This is a genomic window from Comamonas sp. lk, assembly GCF_900564145.1.
Taxonomy (GTDB): Bacteria; Pseudomonadota; Gammaproteobacteria; order Burkholderiales; family Burkholderiaceae_C; genus Comamonas.
This window is the reverse complement of the sequence record NZ_UOOB01000001.1, coordinates 2,469,676-2,483,733: the sequence shown is the minus strand read 5'-3', so window position 1 is coordinate 2,483,733 and position 14,058 is coordinate 2,469,676. Positions and strand designations below refer to the sequence as shown.

At 60.6% G+C, this 14,058-nt stretch carries 16 protein-coding genes; all 16 read right to left on the bottom strand.

The genetic code is table 11. The features are described from left to right. Positions 1-2: 2 nt before the first annotated feature. The 16 genes from EAO39_RS11495 to EAO39_RS11420 all read right to left on the bottom strand — a co-directional run bounded on the left by EAO39_RS11495 (position 3) and on the right by EAO39_RS11420 (position 13,929). Complete coding sequence (locus tag EAO39_RS11495; protein WP_120967507.1) at positions 3-293, bottom strand: hypothetical protein; 291 nt, start codon at positions 291-293, stop codon at positions 3-5. Positions 294-306: 13 nt separating this feature from the next. Further along, the gene (locus EAO39_RS11490) at positions 307-2,541 is read right to left on the bottom strand and encodes a TonB-dependent siderophore receptor (RefSeq protein ID WP_120967506.1); all 2,235 of its coding nucleotides are present in this window, start codon (positions 2,539-2,541) and stop codon (positions 307-309) included. Positions 2,542-2,835: 294 nt separating this feature from the next. Beyond that, the gene (gene ccmI / locus EAO39_RS11485; RefSeq protein ID WP_120967505.1) at positions 2,836-4,110 is read right to left on the bottom strand and encodes a c-type cytochrome biogenesis protein CcmI; all 1,275 of its coding nucleotides are present in this window, start codon (positions 4,108-4,110) and stop codon (positions 2,836-2,838) included. Further along, complete coding sequence (locus tag EAO39_RS11480; protein WP_120967504.1) at positions 4,107-4,571, bottom strand: cytochrome c-type biogenesis protein; 465 nt, start codon at positions 4,569-4,571, stop codon at positions 4,107-4,109. The genes ccmI and EAO39_RS11480 overlap by 4 nt, the downstream gene beginning before the upstream one ends. Next, positions 4,568-5,086, bottom strand: coding sequence for a DsbE family thiol:disulfide interchange protein (locus EAO39_RS11475; protein ID WP_120967503.1), 519 nt, complete (start codon positions 5,084-5,086; stop codon positions 4,568-4,570). Before EAO39_RS11475 ends, EAO39_RS11480 begins: the two co-directional genes overlap by 4 nt. After that, on the bottom strand, positions 5,086-7,092 hold the full coding sequence (locus tag EAO39_RS11470; protein WP_120967502.1) for a heme lyase CcmF/NrfE family subunit: 2,007 nt from the start codon (positions 7,090-7,092) through the stop codon (positions 5,086-5,088). Before EAO39_RS11470 ends, EAO39_RS11475 begins: the two co-directional genes overlap by 1 nt. Further along, positions 7,089-7,541 (bottom strand): cytochrome c maturation protein CcmE, encoded by a 453-nt coding sequence (gene ccmE / locus EAO39_RS11465; RefSeq protein WP_120967501.1) that lies wholly within the window; start codon positions 7,539-7,541, stop codon positions 7,089-7,091. The genes EAO39_RS11470 and ccmE overlap by 4 nt, the downstream gene beginning before the upstream one ends. Next, the gene (locus tag EAO39_RS11460) at positions 7,538-7,681 is read right to left on the bottom strand and encodes a heme exporter protein CcmD (protein ID WP_120967500.1); all 144 of its coding nucleotides are present in this window, start codon (positions 7,679-7,681) and stop codon (positions 7,538-7,540) included. Before EAO39_RS11460 ends, ccmE begins: the two co-directional genes overlap by 4 nt. After that, complete coding sequence (ccmC, locus tag EAO39_RS11455; RefSeq protein ID WP_205589374.1) at positions 7,681-8,442, bottom strand: heme ABC transporter permease CcmC; 762 nt, start codon at positions 8,440-8,442, stop codon at positions 7,681-7,683. Before ccmC ends, EAO39_RS11460 begins: the two co-directional genes overlap by 1 nt. 1 nt (position 8,443) lies before the next feature. Beyond that, entirely contained in the window at positions 8,444-9,100 is a 657-nt protein-coding gene (gene ccmB, locus EAO39_RS11450; RefSeq protein ID WP_162989533.1) for a heme exporter protein CcmB, read from the bottom strand. Further along, positions 9,094-9,795 carry a cytochrome c biogenesis heme-transporting ATPase CcmA gene (ccmA, locus tag EAO39_RS11445; RefSeq protein ID WP_120967499.1) on the bottom strand — a complete coding sequence of 234 codons (702 nt, stop codon included), beginning with the start codon at positions 9,793-9,795 and terminating at the stop codon, positions 9,094-9,096. Before ccmA ends, ccmB begins: the two co-directional genes overlap by 7 nt. A gap of 4 nt (positions 9,796-9,799) precedes the next feature. Continuing rightward, the gene (locus tag EAO39_RS11440) at positions 9,800-10,438 is read right to left on the bottom strand and encodes a cytochrome c3 family protein (RefSeq protein WP_120967498.1); all 639 of its coding nucleotides are present in this window, start codon (positions 10,436-10,438) and stop codon (positions 9,800-9,802) included. Positions 10,439-10,462: 24 nt separating this feature from the next. Further along, positions 10,463-10,969 (bottom strand): nitrate reductase cytochrome c-type subunit, encoded by a 507-nt coding sequence (locus EAO39_RS11435; protein WP_120967497.1) that lies wholly within the window; start codon positions 10,967-10,969, stop codon positions 10,463-10,465. A gap of 17 nt (positions 10,970-10,986) precedes the next feature. After that, positions 10,987-13,479 (bottom strand): periplasmic nitrate reductase subunit alpha, encoded by a 2,493-nt coding sequence (gene napA / locus EAO39_RS11430; RefSeq protein ID WP_120967496.1) that lies wholly within the window; start codon positions 13,477-13,479, stop codon positions 10,987-10,989. Further along, positions 13,472-13,756 carry a chaperone NapD gene (locus tag EAO39_RS11425; RefSeq protein WP_240466965.1) on the bottom strand — a complete coding sequence of 95 codons (285 nt, stop codon included), beginning with the start codon at positions 13,754-13,756 and terminating at the stop codon, positions 13,472-13,474. The genes napA and EAO39_RS11425 overlap by 8 nt, the downstream gene beginning before the upstream one ends. A gap of 11 nt (positions 13,757-13,767) precedes the next feature. Further along, positions 13,768-13,929 carry a periplasmic nitrate reductase, NapE protein gene (locus EAO39_RS11420; RefSeq protein WP_120967495.1) on the bottom strand — a complete coding sequence of 54 codons (162 nt, stop codon included), beginning with the start codon at positions 13,927-13,929 and terminating at the stop codon, positions 13,768-13,770. Between the last annotated feature and the right edge of the window lie 129 nt (positions 13,930-14,058).

Below are 14,058 nucleotides of genomic sequence, written 5' to 3'. Positions count from 1 at the left end.
GGTCAGCCTCTCACAGCAGTAAGCAACGCCGCTGCGCTCAGCAGCACCACCGTCGCCCCGCCCAGCACAGCCCATACCCGACGAGGTGCCACCGGCGAGAAAGCCCAGATCACAGCGGCTACATACCATAGCCAACTCGATTGCACGCCGCCAAGAACGGCTTCCACGCGAGCAGCGCCCAGAGCTCCGCACATCACCACCCAGGCGCTGGCGAGCGCATAGCCCCCCAAGACCGCGGCAGCGAGGCGCGAAATCAAACTCAAGCCCGAATGCTTTTCAGCAGATTGATCCATCTCGCACACCTAATCAGAAGCGACCCTTGAGGGACACGGTCACCGTGCGCTTTTCGCCATAGAAGTTTCCGTAGCCCGCATAACCCACGGTGCTGTAGTAAGTCTTGTCGAACAGATTGCCCACATTCATGGCCACGCTCCAGTCCTTGTTGATGGCGTAGCCCACCCGTGCCGACCAAACGGCATAGCCAGGCGAAGTGAAGTTGTAAGGCGTCCAGGCACCGTCATAACGACCGGTGCTCGGGTTGTAGGCACTGATGCCCGAAGCCCTGAAGTTGGAGCCTTGCGCCACCACGCCGCCGCCCAGGCTCCAGCCGCGCAGTGCGCCGCTCATGCGGTAGTCCGCCCAGGCCTTGAACAGATGCCGTGGAGTCACGGTGCTGAACTGAGCGTTGTCCTTGCGCCGGTCTTGGTTGCTGTTGTAGGTATAGCCCACAGCCACCTGGAAATTGGGAGTGATGCGCCCGGTCATCTCCAGATCAAGACCCTGACTCAGTTGATAGCCGTCACGAAAATAGCAGCAACCGCCGCGCCAGTCCGTTTGCGGATAGGCCGGGTCATAGACGGCCTGGCCCCTCTTCTCGGTACGGAACAGCGCGGCACTGGCCATCAGGTCCTTGTTCAGTTCTCCCTTGATGCCCAGCTCATAGGTACGCCCACGGACAGGATCCAGGGGTGAGCCTGGCAAAGGTGCCGAAAATTTTCCGGCCTGTGATTGATAGATTTCTGCCGTGCTGGCATACAGGCTGGCCGACTTGGAAAGCTCATAGACCAGTCCGGCATAGGGAACGAACACATTGGATTCACGACTCTTCGAGGTCAGAGAACCGTCCATGTCATGCTGCGTGTTCCTGTCCTGCAGCACATAGCGGCCGCCCAGAATCACGGCCCAGCGGTCTATGGGTCTGAGTCGTACCGAACCATAGAAGCCGGATTTCTGCGCCTGAGTCTGGGAACCATTGGCCCACTCGCCCAGCGGATAGCCCGGATCTGCCGGAGGAATCCGGTTGAACACATCGGCTGGCCCGATTCTGGGCCACAGGCTGCGATAGAAGTTGCTGGAGCGGTGCTGATCGAAGCCCAGGATCACATCGTGGCGCTGGCCAAATGCGTCAAAGCCGCCTTGAAGATTGATGTCGAAACTGGTCTCGCGCTCGCGCGACTTGGCCTGATGTATCCACCAGTCCGTACCCAACAGGGTGCCGGGTTCCGGAGCACTTTCAATTTCGGCCGCATTGATGCCTTCATTGAAGCGCGTATGCCTCAGCTGTGTCTTGAGCAACCACTCGGCATTGAGCTGGTGCTCAAGCTTGGCAAACACCGTGGTGTTTTCTCGATTGATCCAATTCCAGGGCGCGCCAAAGTTGGTGTTGCGCGGAAAACCGATATCGGTGCCGTCCGCATAACGCGGCAGGCTGGCATTGAAGCCGGTGTTGCGATCTTTTTGGTAGCTGGCGCCCAGCGTTGCAATGGTGCTGGAGGTCAGATCGAACTCCAACGCGCCATACAGCATCTGACGTTTGAGTTTGGAGGGTTCCGCCATTTCACGGCGATCATGGTTGGCCGCAACAAAGCGCCCTCTCACGCTACCGGACTGGTTCAACGCCCCGGTGGTATCGATCTCTGCACGATAGTTGTTCAAAGTCCCGCCGGAAAGCAGCATCTGCGTCTGACGCTGGGCAAGCGGCCTCTTGTAAGTGAAATTGAGAACACCACCGGCTTCTCCGGCACCGAACATGCCATCGGCACCGCGCAGCAGACTCACGCTGTCGAATTGCGCCATGTCCAGATTACGGTTGCCCGAGCGTGTAGAGCCTGCAGCGCCGCCATCAAATCGCATATTCGAGATCGACATGCCGCGCGACAGGTAAGTGGTATCGAGCCAGGTCTCCTCACGCGTCACCCCGGTCGTGTAGTTCATCACGTCATCCAGGGTTCGCATGGCCTGGTCATCCATGCGCTGGCGGGTGACAACGGTCACCGACTGCGGAATTTCGCGCAAGGACTGAGCCGTCTTGCCGACCTCGACGCCCTGGGGAATATAGGAATCGACAGCTTCCCCATACACGCTGGGGGCGGCCTTCTCGGTGACCGTGACCTCCGCCAAAGTGGAAGCAGTTTCAGCTGAAGATCCGCTTTGCGCGAAGCTGACGTGGGGAAGAAGGCAAACCAGGCCTGCTGCAACAGCAGTGCTGCGAAACGAAAATGGCAAAGCCCCGCTGGCGGGACGGTACGAACGATCTAGCATGAGCAATTCAGGTGCGAACCATGGGAGGCCCTCGACAGAGATCGCTTTTGGATCACTTCGAGAGGCAGTGAATGCTGTGGCTAGATCGGAAGAAACCGCGTGCGGGCTAGCAGCCTACAAGATAAAGAATGATTCTCACTTGCATTTACTACAATTGTAAAGCAAGCGTAAAGAAATTTCCATGTGATGGCAGAGCTTCAGGTCTTGTCCGACAACGCAGGCACTTTTGAGCGGCGCGAATCAACGCCAGTAGCGCGCCATGTCTGCCGCCTGACAGCGCCTCTTTGCTAGAGCTTAGGGAGCAGCCCCAAGCTCCAACACCAGGGCTGAGGCCCCGGGTGCTACCACCAAAGCGGGACTGTAGACATCGCCACTCTTGGGCATAGCCTGGCCGTCAAGCGACAGCCGCGCCTGCACTCGCAGCGCAGCAAAAGCCGACAGATCGACGGACGGATCGAGGAGATTTTCAGGGCCCAATGTGAAATGCGTGGGCAAAGCCTTAGCAGGCAGGCGCAGCACTGCCACCGGTCGAGGATGGCCGTCGGCACGCACCACCACAAAGACCTGGGCCTGCGTGTCCTGAATCTGCGCGGCCTGAGCTGTCTGTCCAGCAGACCAGCGCAGCTCGCCACTGAGTCGGCTCGGCGATGCCTCTGGAATCTTGGCCTTGGCTGCCACCGACCGCCCGCCTTCCGGCGACAAGGTTTCCAGCCTGAGCAAATCGTCCTGCACACGCAACGCCAAATCAGAGCCCGGCTCCAGCAGGGCCAGCAAAGCCTGCCAGTGCTTGCGTGCCTGCCCCAGCTCACCAAGACGCAGGGCCGCACTACCCGCCAGAGCCAAGGCCTTGGGCTGACTTGGTTGCAGCTTCAGCGCGTGGGCAATGGCCTGGCCTGCATCTCCATCCAGGCTGCCGCCACGCGCAGAAGCCAAGGCATCGGCCATATCGGCCCACAGCATGGCCTGGACTTCTGCATCCATCTGGCTGCGCTGCGCCTCTTGCACGGCCTGGCGCCAGGCCTTGGCCGCGTCGTCGTAGCGCTCCAGAGTTTCATAGGAGCGGGCCAGCATCACCCAGGCGGGCAGATTCTGCGGCTGCTCTTGCAGACGGCGGGCCAGTCCATCCACCATGGCTTGCACCTGATCATTTTGCCCATCGTGCGCATCGGGCTGCTCCTGTGTCAGCCGGGCTGCGGCCTGCGGATCACCCACCTGCAAATACAGCGCAAATGCAGCCACCGGCAGCAGCACGGCCAGCGCCAGGGCGCTGCCACGCTTGACCCAGGGGCTCTGGCGCCAGGCGGCCGATCGTTTGGGCCTTTCGAGCTCGTTCAGCAAGCGGCGCTGCAACTCTTCCACGGCCTGGGCATGATCGGTCTCGCTCAGGCGCGATCCCTGCCGTTCCTGCTCCAGCTCGGCCAGTTGGGCCTGGTACAGGCGTCGCAGCATTGCCTCATCACGCTCGGCTGGAGCCGGTGCCGTCTCTGTCAGCAGCGGCGGCAGCAATACCGCTAAACTCATCAGCATCAAAGCAATGGCTCCCAGCCACAACCAGTGCATGGCAGTCATGCTTGCCCCTCTTTCTTACCATCATCCGGCATTTCTTCATCCAGCCATTGCCGGGCTCTCTGACGTTGAGCCTGGGTGAGCGGCGCATTCTCGGGGCGACCACGGCGCAAGGTGCGCCGCAGCAGCCAAAATCCGCCCAATGCCGCAACAAAAGGACCGCACCACAGCAGCCAGGTAGACGGTTTCCAAGGCGGGTTGTAGCGCACAAAAGCGCCGTAACGCTGCTCAAAAAATGCGATCACCTCGGCATTGCTATGACCTTGCTCAAGCTGGGTACGAATCTCGCGGCGCATGTCCTGAGCCATGGGCGCCCGTGATTCGGCCACGGTCTGGTTCTGACAGACAACACAGCGCAGTTGCGCAGCCAGCGCCATTTCCCGATCCTGCAGGTCCTGTGACGCCTGAGCCTGGGTGCAGGCCCAGGCCACGGCTGCGGCCACCAGCCATTCACGAAGCCTCATTTCACACTCCTGATCGCGGGCAGCAGATGATCACGCCAGACCTCAGGCGTCACCGGCCCCGTATGGCGAAAACGCACCCGGCCCTGGCCGTCGATGACAAAGGTTTCGGGCACGCCCTGTATACCGAAATCCATGCCCACGCGACCATCGGCATCCACTGCCGAAGCTCGGTAAGGGTTGCCGGCCACGCGCAGCAGCGCGCGGGCCTTGTCGGGCTGGTCCTTGTAGTTCAGGCCATAAACCGACACCTGGTCCTGCTGAGAAAGCGCCAGCAGCACGGGCAGTTCTTGACGGCAAGGCGCACACCACGAGGCCCAGACATTGAGCAACCAGACCTGGCCGCGCATGGAGTCCAGCTCCAGACGCTGCCCGGGATCTTCAAGCAGAGGCAAAGCGATGGCCGGCGCCGGCCGATCCAGCAAGGCAGACGGCAAGGCCCGGGGATCGCGCTGCAAGCCCAGGCCCAGCATGACTGCCAGCCCCAGGAAAATCGCCAGTGGCAGGACAAAACGCATCAGGCGGCCCCTTGCAATGCAGTGCTACTCAGTTGGCTGTGCGTGCGACGCGAGCTCATGCGAAAACGCCTATCCATCAGGCTCAACCCCGCCCCCAAAGCCATCATCAGCGTGCCAATCCACACCCAATCCATGAAAGGCTTGATCTGCAGACGCACGCTCCAGCGCAAGCCTTGGTCGTCGAGCGGCTCACCCAGTGCGACGAAGACATCGCGCGTCCAACCACTGTCGATAGCGGCCTGACTCAGTGCCATGCCCTGGGCGCGATAGACGCGCTTTTCTGGCAGCATGATCCACGCGGCTTGCCCCGGTTTGCCGACGCTAAATTGCGCTCGCTGAGCGTCGTAGTTGGGGCCGGCAACCGGTCCCAGACTGTCAAAGCGAAACTGATAGCCACCAAGCTCGACGGTTTCACCTTGTGCCATTGTGGTCTCGTGCCGGCTTTCAACGCCATCGGCCAGACAGACGGCCAACACGAAAACGCCCACACCCGCATGCGCCATCAACATGCCCCACCAGCCCCAGTTCTGGCGTGCCAGACGCTGGCCTAACTGGCCTTTCTCCAGCCCTTGGAAAAGACGCTGCCAGAGATGAACCAGGGTGCTAAGCAGACACCACAGCCCCAGCGTCAAACCCAGCAAGGTCGCAGGCGACAGTTGCAGCCCCCACCAGCCGCTGCTCAGCGCAAGCACCAGTGCGCAGGCCGCACTCATCACCACGGCCATGCGCAGACGGCGCCACAGCTCACCAGAGGAGTTGCTTTTCCAGCGTGCCGCCGTGCCCACGCCCATCAGCGCCAAAGCCGGCAGCACCAGAGGCAGGAACACGGCTTCAAAGTAAGGAGGCCCCACGGAAATTTTCTCGCCGCTCAGCACATCGAGCGCCAGCGGATACAAGGTGCCGATCAGCACGGCCAGCGCGGCGGCGCTGAACAGCACGTTGTTGATCAGCAGAAAACTCTCGCGCGAGAGCATGGAAAATTGCCCTGAACCACGCCCAAGTTCAGGGGCACGCCAGGCAAACAGCCACAGCGAGCTGCCCACCACGGCCACGATGAAACAGAGGATGTAAAGCCCTCGCCCAGGGTCCACGGCAAAAGCGTGCACCGAGGTCAGCACACCGGAGCGCACGAGGAAAGTGCCCAGCAGACACAAAGAGAAGGCACAGATGGCCAGCAGCGCCGACCAGCTGCGGAAAGCGCCACGCTGATCGGTGACTATCAGCGAATGCACCAAGGCCGTCCCCATCAGCCAGGGCATGAACGAGGCGTTCTCCACCGGGTCCCAGAACCACCAGCCTCCCCAGCCAAGCACGTAATAGGCCCAAGCGCTGCCCAGCAAAATGCCCAGGGTCAGAAAGCCCCAGGCTGCCAGCGTCCACGAACGCGACCAGCGCGCCCAAGCGGCACCCAGCTCGCCAGAGATCAACGCTGCCAATGCAAAGGCAAACGGCACGGCAAAGCCCACATAACCCATGTAGAGCAAAGGCGGGTGCAGCACCATGCCGGGGTCCTGCAGCAAAGGGTTCAGATCCTTACCCTCGGGAGCCGCCGGCACCAGACGGGTGAACGGGTTGGAGAGAAACAGCAAAAACAATAGCAGGCCTACGCTGATCCAGCCCAGCACCGCCAGTACGCGGGCCACAAAAGCCGGTGGCAGATCGCGGCTACGCCAGGCCACGGCCAGAGTCCAGCCAGACAGCATCAGCTGCCACAGCAGCATGGAGCCTTCATGCCCGCCCCAGAACGCCGCCAGCTTATAAGCCATGGGCAGATCGCTGTGCGAATTGGCCGCCACATACAGCACGGAAAAATCGCCTTGCCAAAAGCACCAGAACAGGCTGGCAGCCGAGAGCACGCACAGCAGGCATTGCAAAGCGGCAGCCGGTCTGGCCAGACGCACCCAGCTGCTCAAGCCCCAATGAGCTCCAGCCAGGGGTAGAACGGCCTGCAAGGCTGCGACAACCAAAGCCAGCACGAGGGCAAATACACCAAGCTCCGCAATCATGGCCGCCCTCCTTTTTCTGCCGCCTTGTCAGCCGCACTCTTGAGCGCGTGGGCGGCCTCAGGCGGCATATAGTTCTCATCGTGCTTGGCCAGCACTTCGGTGGCATGAAAATACCCTTCTGACTGAAGCTTGCCCGAGACCACCACGCCCTTGCCTTCGCGAAACAGATCGGGCAGCAGACCGCGATACTGCACGGGAACGCGCTGCACCTCGTCAGTAACCACAAACTTCAGCAGCAACCCGTCTGCGCTGCGCTGCAAGGAACCCTGCTCCACCAGTCCGCCAAGACGAAAAGCCGCCCCGTGCGGCACGGAACCAGACTGAACCTGGCTCGGGCTATAGAAGAACATCACATTGGAGTTGAGCGCACGCAACACCAGGGCAACGGCGGACGACACCAGAACCAGCCCGGCAAGCACCCACAACAGACGACGCTGACGTGGCTTCATGGACGCTCCTTGGATTCGAGCGCGTCAAGCGAATCGCGACGGGCGCGGCCGCTGCGGCGGTACAGGCAAACCAGTTCAAGGCCTATGGCCGCAATGCTCACCCCATAGGCCAGCGCGATGAAAAATGCATGGTCCTGCATTACAGATGCTCCTCACGGCTGCGTTCCAGAATCAAGGCCCGGGTTCGCACCAGGGCCACGGCCAGCGTATAAGCCCAGCAGGCCAGAGCCATCAGCAACATTCCGGCCAGCATGGTGTAGGTCATGCTGGGCGCCGCATCCATGCGGATGCTTGCCCCCTGGTGCAAGGTGCTCCACCACTGGACGGAGAAATAAATGATGGGAATATTGACCACTCCGGCCAATAGCACGATGGCACCGGCACCGTCGGCACGGCGCGTATCCTCTATGGCCGAGACCATGCCTATATACCCAAGGTACAGGAACAGCAAGATCAGCTCCGAAGTCAGTCTGGCATCCCACACCCACCATGCGCCCCAGGTGGGCTTGCCCCAGGCGGCCCCCGTCCACAAGGCGATGGCTGTGAACAGCGCACCGGTGGGCGCCAGGGCACGGGCCAGCAAAGGCGACAGGCGCGTGCCGTAAATCAGTCCTAAAGCCGCATGAGCGGCGGCCACAAGATAGATAAACATGGACATCCAGGCTGCAGGAACGTGCAGAAAGATGATGCGGTACACCTCACCCTGCTGACTATCGGTAGGAGCCAGTGCAAACCCGACCCATAGGCCAGTGGCTGCCAGCAAGGCAGCCAAAACGGCCATCCAGGGCCAGACCCGGCCCGCCCAGTGGTAGAAAACCGGTGGCGAGGCCAGTTGACGCCATCGGCCGCCACGGCTGCTAGCGGCAGATGGCGACGACGATTTGGAAATCAGGGAATTCATATCACTCCAGCGCCAGACGCAAAGCGCCTGCTATGGCCCAGGGGCCGGCCAGAATCGCCAAACATAGCCAGGCGCCCAGCAAATTGAGGGCAGGCGCGGCGCTCAACCCCTGCTGGGCCTGGGCCACGGCGTGGCTGCCGAAGATCAGAACGGGAATGCTCAGCGGCAGCACCAGCAAAGCCAGCAACATCTGCCCTCGCACGCCCAGCGTCAACGCAGCGCCCAGAGCAGCCAGCAGACACAGGCTGGGCATTCCCAGCGCCAGCGAGGCCAGCAAAATGGCAATCACATCGCCATCCAGGCCATATTGCCAGCCAAGCAAGGGAGCAACCAGCAGCAATGGCACCACGCACAGCAAGCAATGCGTGGCCACTTTGATACCTACCAACAAGGGTAAAGCTGCAGGTGCCAGCAGCCACTGCTCGAGTGAGCCATCGGCCATATCGCTCTCAAACAGGCGGTGCTGGCCCAGCAGCACGGCCAGCAAGGCTGCCACCCACACCATGCCCGGGGCGATCTGCTTGAGCAAAGCCGTATCAGGCCCCAAAGCCAGCGGAAAGAGGCTACCCACCAACACGAAAAAGAACAAGCCCCCCAGAACATCGGCAGGCCTTCGGGCGGCCAGTTTCAACTCTCTTGCGCAAACAGCTCTCAGCAAACAGCCTCCTGCACATTCTTTGCAGTGGCTTGCACCGGCGAGGAAAGATCCAGTATCGACATGGCGGATGCCGGCAATATCAGGTTGCGATGCGATGCCACCACCGCCATACCGCCTCCTGCCAGATGCTGCTCCAACGCCTGGCCCAGATATTGTTCGCCCTGCATGTCAAGGCAGTTGTCGGGCTCGTCCAGCAGCCACAGCGGACGCTGACTCAGCAATACCCGCGCCAGGCCTAGACGCCTGCGCTGCCCCTGCGACAAGCGACCAAAGGGCCGCGATGCCACATCATTCAGCGTCAAAGCCTGAAGGACCGTCTGCACCGCCTTCTTATCCCATGGCACGGCCATCAACTGCAGCGAAAAACGCAGATTCTCCAGCCCGGTCAGGGTATCGCTCATTCCAGCCTGATGCCCCATATAGGCCAGTTGCCCCTGGTAAGCGGCATCTGCTGCGCGCACCTCCTTGCCGCCCCAGTGCAGGCGGCCCGCACGCCAGGGCAGCAGACCGGCCAGACAACGCAGCAGGCTGCTCTTGCCGGCACCGTTATGACCTCTCAGCATCAGCAACTGACCGGACTCCAGTTCCAGACTTCGGTCACGAAACAGTACCCGGCCGCCGCGTATGCAGCCCAGGCTGGAAACCGAAAGAGAGCGCGAGAGGCGCGGGCAAGTGACCGCGTCAAAACCTTGCATGCCGTTACTGAGCCAAGGCGAGCGGTGACCCAGGCACCTTTTGACCGGGCGAATCGCTGGGACCTTGGCCGGGGGGAATATGGGGCAGCTTATGGGCAATACCCTTGTGGCAGTCGATACAGGTTTTTTCCTTGCTGGCCAGATAGGTGTTGTGCATGTTCTGGGCACGCAGGCTCTGGCGCGTCATGTCCATGGAGTCATAGTTATGGCAGTTACGGCACTCCAGTGAGTCATTGGCCTTCAGGCGCGCCCATTCATGCTGCGCCAGCTCCAGCCGCTTGGCCTGGAATTTTTCAGGCGTGTCTATGGTGCCGAAGATCTTGCCCCAGACCTCTTTGGAGGCCTGCATCTTGCGGGCAATCTTGTCGGTCCAATCGTGCGGAACATGGCAGTCGGAACACACGGCGCGCACGCCAGAGCGATTGGTGTAGTGGATCGTGCTCTTGAGTTCGGCAAACACGTTTTCCCGCATTTCATGGCAACCGGTACAGAATTTCTCCGTATTGGTCAGCTCCATGGCGGTATTGAATGCACCCCAGAACAAAATGCCGCCAACAAAGCCGCCTATGGTCAGAAAGCCCAGACTGAAATGCACACTGGGGCGACGGATCACCGCCCAGTAGCGCTTGAGAAGTGTCAACATAAAGGGACCTCGTGCGCCGCAGCGTCAGTTTTTCTTGGATGCCTTGCCCGACTGGGCCTGCATGGCCTTGAGGATCACGGTGTCCACATCCTCGAAGGTATTGCTGACCAGGGGGCGCACGGCATCCTGGGCCACATGGCACTGCTGACAGAAATAGCGCCGCGTGGACACCTGGCCCAGCATGCGGCCATCACGATCCATATAGTGCGTCACCGATACCGGTATGGCCTGGGAAATCTCGGCCTTGGTACGTGAGTGGCAATCCATGCACTTATTGAAATTCTTGTCCACCTGATAGCCGTCCACACGATGCGGAATCGTGGGCGGCTGCCAGGTGTAGTTGCGCGTGCGACGCACATCGTCATTGATGGCATTGCCCAGCACCGGCGGCTTGGTGGCTTGCATGATGGGCGTGGTTCCGCGCGCCGCATCGTAGAACGTCTCGGCAACAGCAGATGGACCCCAGGCCATGCCCGTGCACAGCATCAGGGGCACGACCAAAGCACGAACGAAATGACGGATGAAATTCATGACCCACACTCCTTTCGTCACACCTTGGTGATCTTCACGGCACACTTCTTGAAGTCCGTCTGCAGCGAGATCGGATCGGTTGCATCCAGTGTCACCTTGTTGATCAGCTGACTGGCATCGAACCAAGGTACATAGACCAGGCCACGCGGCGGCTTGTTGCGGCCCCGGGTTTCGACACGGGTACGCATGGAGCCACGCCGTGAAGCCACTTCCACCTGACTGCCCCGGCGCAAGCCCATGGCCTTGGCATCGTCGGGATGCATATAGCACAGCGCATTGGGTACGGCACGGTGCAGCTCGGGTACGCGCCGGGTCATGGAGCCCGAGTGCCAATGCTCAAGCACCCGGCCCGTGGAGAGCCAGAACGGATAGTCCTTGTCAGGTGCTTCCGCGGCTGGCTCGTAGGGTAGAGCAAAGATGTTGGCCTTGCCGTCAGGGTTGCCGTAGAACTGGTACTCAGTGCCCGGCTTCACATACGGATCCGTGCCTTCACGGTAGCGCCAGCGGGTCTCCTTGCCGTTGACCACCGGCCAGCGCAAACCACGCACCTTGTGATATTCGTCGAACGGTGCCAGATCGTGGCCGTGGCCGCGACCGAAGGTGGCGTATTCCTCGAACAGGCCTTTTTGCACATAAAAGCCGAACTGCTTGGCCTCATCGTTCTCATAGGCCGGGTCCATTTCGGCCAGAGCAAACTTGTCCACCTGACCGTTGCGATACAGCACATCGAACAAGGTCTTGCCACGCAACTGGGGCTTCTTGGCCAGCAGTTCCTCGGGCCAGACTTCCTCGACCTTGAAACGCTTGGCAAATTCCATCAGCTGCCACAGGTCGGAGCGGCATTCGCCAGGTGCTTTCACCAATTGATGCCAGAAGTGCGTGCGACGCTCGGCATTGCCATAAGCGCCCTCTTTTTCCACCCACATGGCCGTAGGCAGGATCAGGTCGGCCGCCACGGCGGTGACCGTCGGGTAGACATCGGAGACCACCACAAAATTTTCGGGATTGCGATAGCCTGGATAGCCCTCCTGTGCCAGATTGGCACCGGCCTGGATATTGTTGTTGACCATGACCCAGTAGGCATTGAGCTTGCCGTCCTTGAGCATGCGGTTTTGCTCGACCGCATGGTAGCCGGGCTTGGGCGGGATCGTGCCTTCGGGCAGCTTCCAGATGGTTTCCGCCGTCTTGCGGTGCTCGGGATTGGTCACCACCATGTCTGCCGGCAGACGGTGGGAGAAGGTTCCCACTTCGCGTGCCGTGCCGCAGGCCGAGGGCTGGCCCGTCAGCGAAAACGGGCTGTTGCCCGGTGTGGCAATCTTGCCCAGCAACAGATGGATGTTGTAGACCAGATTGTTGGCCCAGACACCACGTGTGTGCTGATTGAAGCCCATGGTCCAGAACGACACCACCTTGCTGTTGGGGTCGGCATACAGCTCTGCCAGGGCCTTGAGCCGGTTGGCCGCAACGCCTGTGAGCTTGGCCGTGTAGTCCAGGGTATAGGTGGAGACGAACTTGGCGTACTCCTCAAAGCTCATGGGCTTGGCACCGCCGGGATCATTCGCATTCTTGGCGGCTTTTTGCAGCGGATGCTCGGGGCGCAGGCCGTAACCTATGTCAGTGTTGCCCAGCTTGAAGTTGCAATGCTTGGAGACGAACTCCTTGTTGACTCGTCCCGTGGCAATGATGTGGTTGGCGATGTAATTGAGAATCGCCAGATCGGTCTGGGGCTTGAAGGTCAGCTCCAGATCCGCCAGTTCGTAGGAACGGTGCTCGAAGGTGGACAGCACGGCCACTTTCACGCCCGGCGTGGAAAGGCGACGGTCCGTCACCCGCGTCCAGAGCACCGGGTGCATCTCGGCCATGTTGGAGCCCCACAACACAAAAGCGGTTGCGGCTTCGATGTCGTCGTAACAGCCCATGGGCTCATCCATGCCGAAAGTGCGCATGAAGCCGGCGACCGCCGAGGCCATACAGTGGCGGGCATTGGGGTCGATATTGTTGGTGCGAAAGCCCGCCTTGAACAGCTTGGAGGCCGCATAGCCCTCCCAGACCGTCCATTGACCGGAGCCGAACATGCCCACGGCATCGGCACCTTTGGCCTTGATTGTTTTCTTGAACTGCTCGGCCATGACATCGAATGCCGTATCCCAGGACACCGGCTGGAACTCTCCATCCTTGGCATAGCGGCCATTTTTCATGCGCAGCAGCGGCTGGGTCAGACGATCGCCGCCATACATGATCTTGGACAGGAAATAGCCCTTGACGCAGTTGAGTCCTCGGTTGACCTCTGCTTCCGGGTCGCCCTGGGTCGCCACCACGCGGTTTTCCTTGACGGCGACCATGACGCCACAGCCGGTACCGCAAAAGCGGCAAGGAGCTTTGGACCATTTCAGTCCGACATCTGCGGCCGCAACGCTGCCTTGCGACAGAACTTCAATGGGAATGCCGGCCACAGCGCCTGCAGCGGCAGCAGCGGATTGACGGACAAAGTCGCGCCTGGTGCTAGTCATGTTCTACCCCTTGATTGAGTGATTGCCAGCTTTCCGCATGCTGGTAGACGAGTGAGGCGTTGATCACCCCCTGGAGTTGCTCGATTTGAGACACACGATCCAGAATTTCCCTTGCGTGGGGTGCTTCCAGCGTCACCACCAGCTTGCCGCTGGGGTGGCTTCCATGCACCTGGGCACCGTCGATGGCGGCCAGCCCGTGGGCCACCTGCGCCAATGCCTGGGGAATTACATGCACCACTAGACTGGTGATATGCAACTCATCGTTCGTATCGGGCATGCGTAATGCCCTCATGCGTGCGGAGGCCCGCCGATCAGCATCTGATAGATCCAGACCAGAAAGCCAAAGCTGGCAATCAGCACACCAGAGAGCACTGGGGCCATCACCACCGTCATAAAGACAAAACTACGCAACTCTTCCGAGCGCGTCGACTGGGGCTGAGGATTCGTCATAGGTCAATCTCCGCTTGCTGGATACCAAGGCATCCGTAATCTGGCTAAAGAGATGCAGATAGACAATTGTGCCCAGAGATTACAGGCAAGCGGACATAGTCACAAGCTAGTTAATCATTCCTTGCGCTA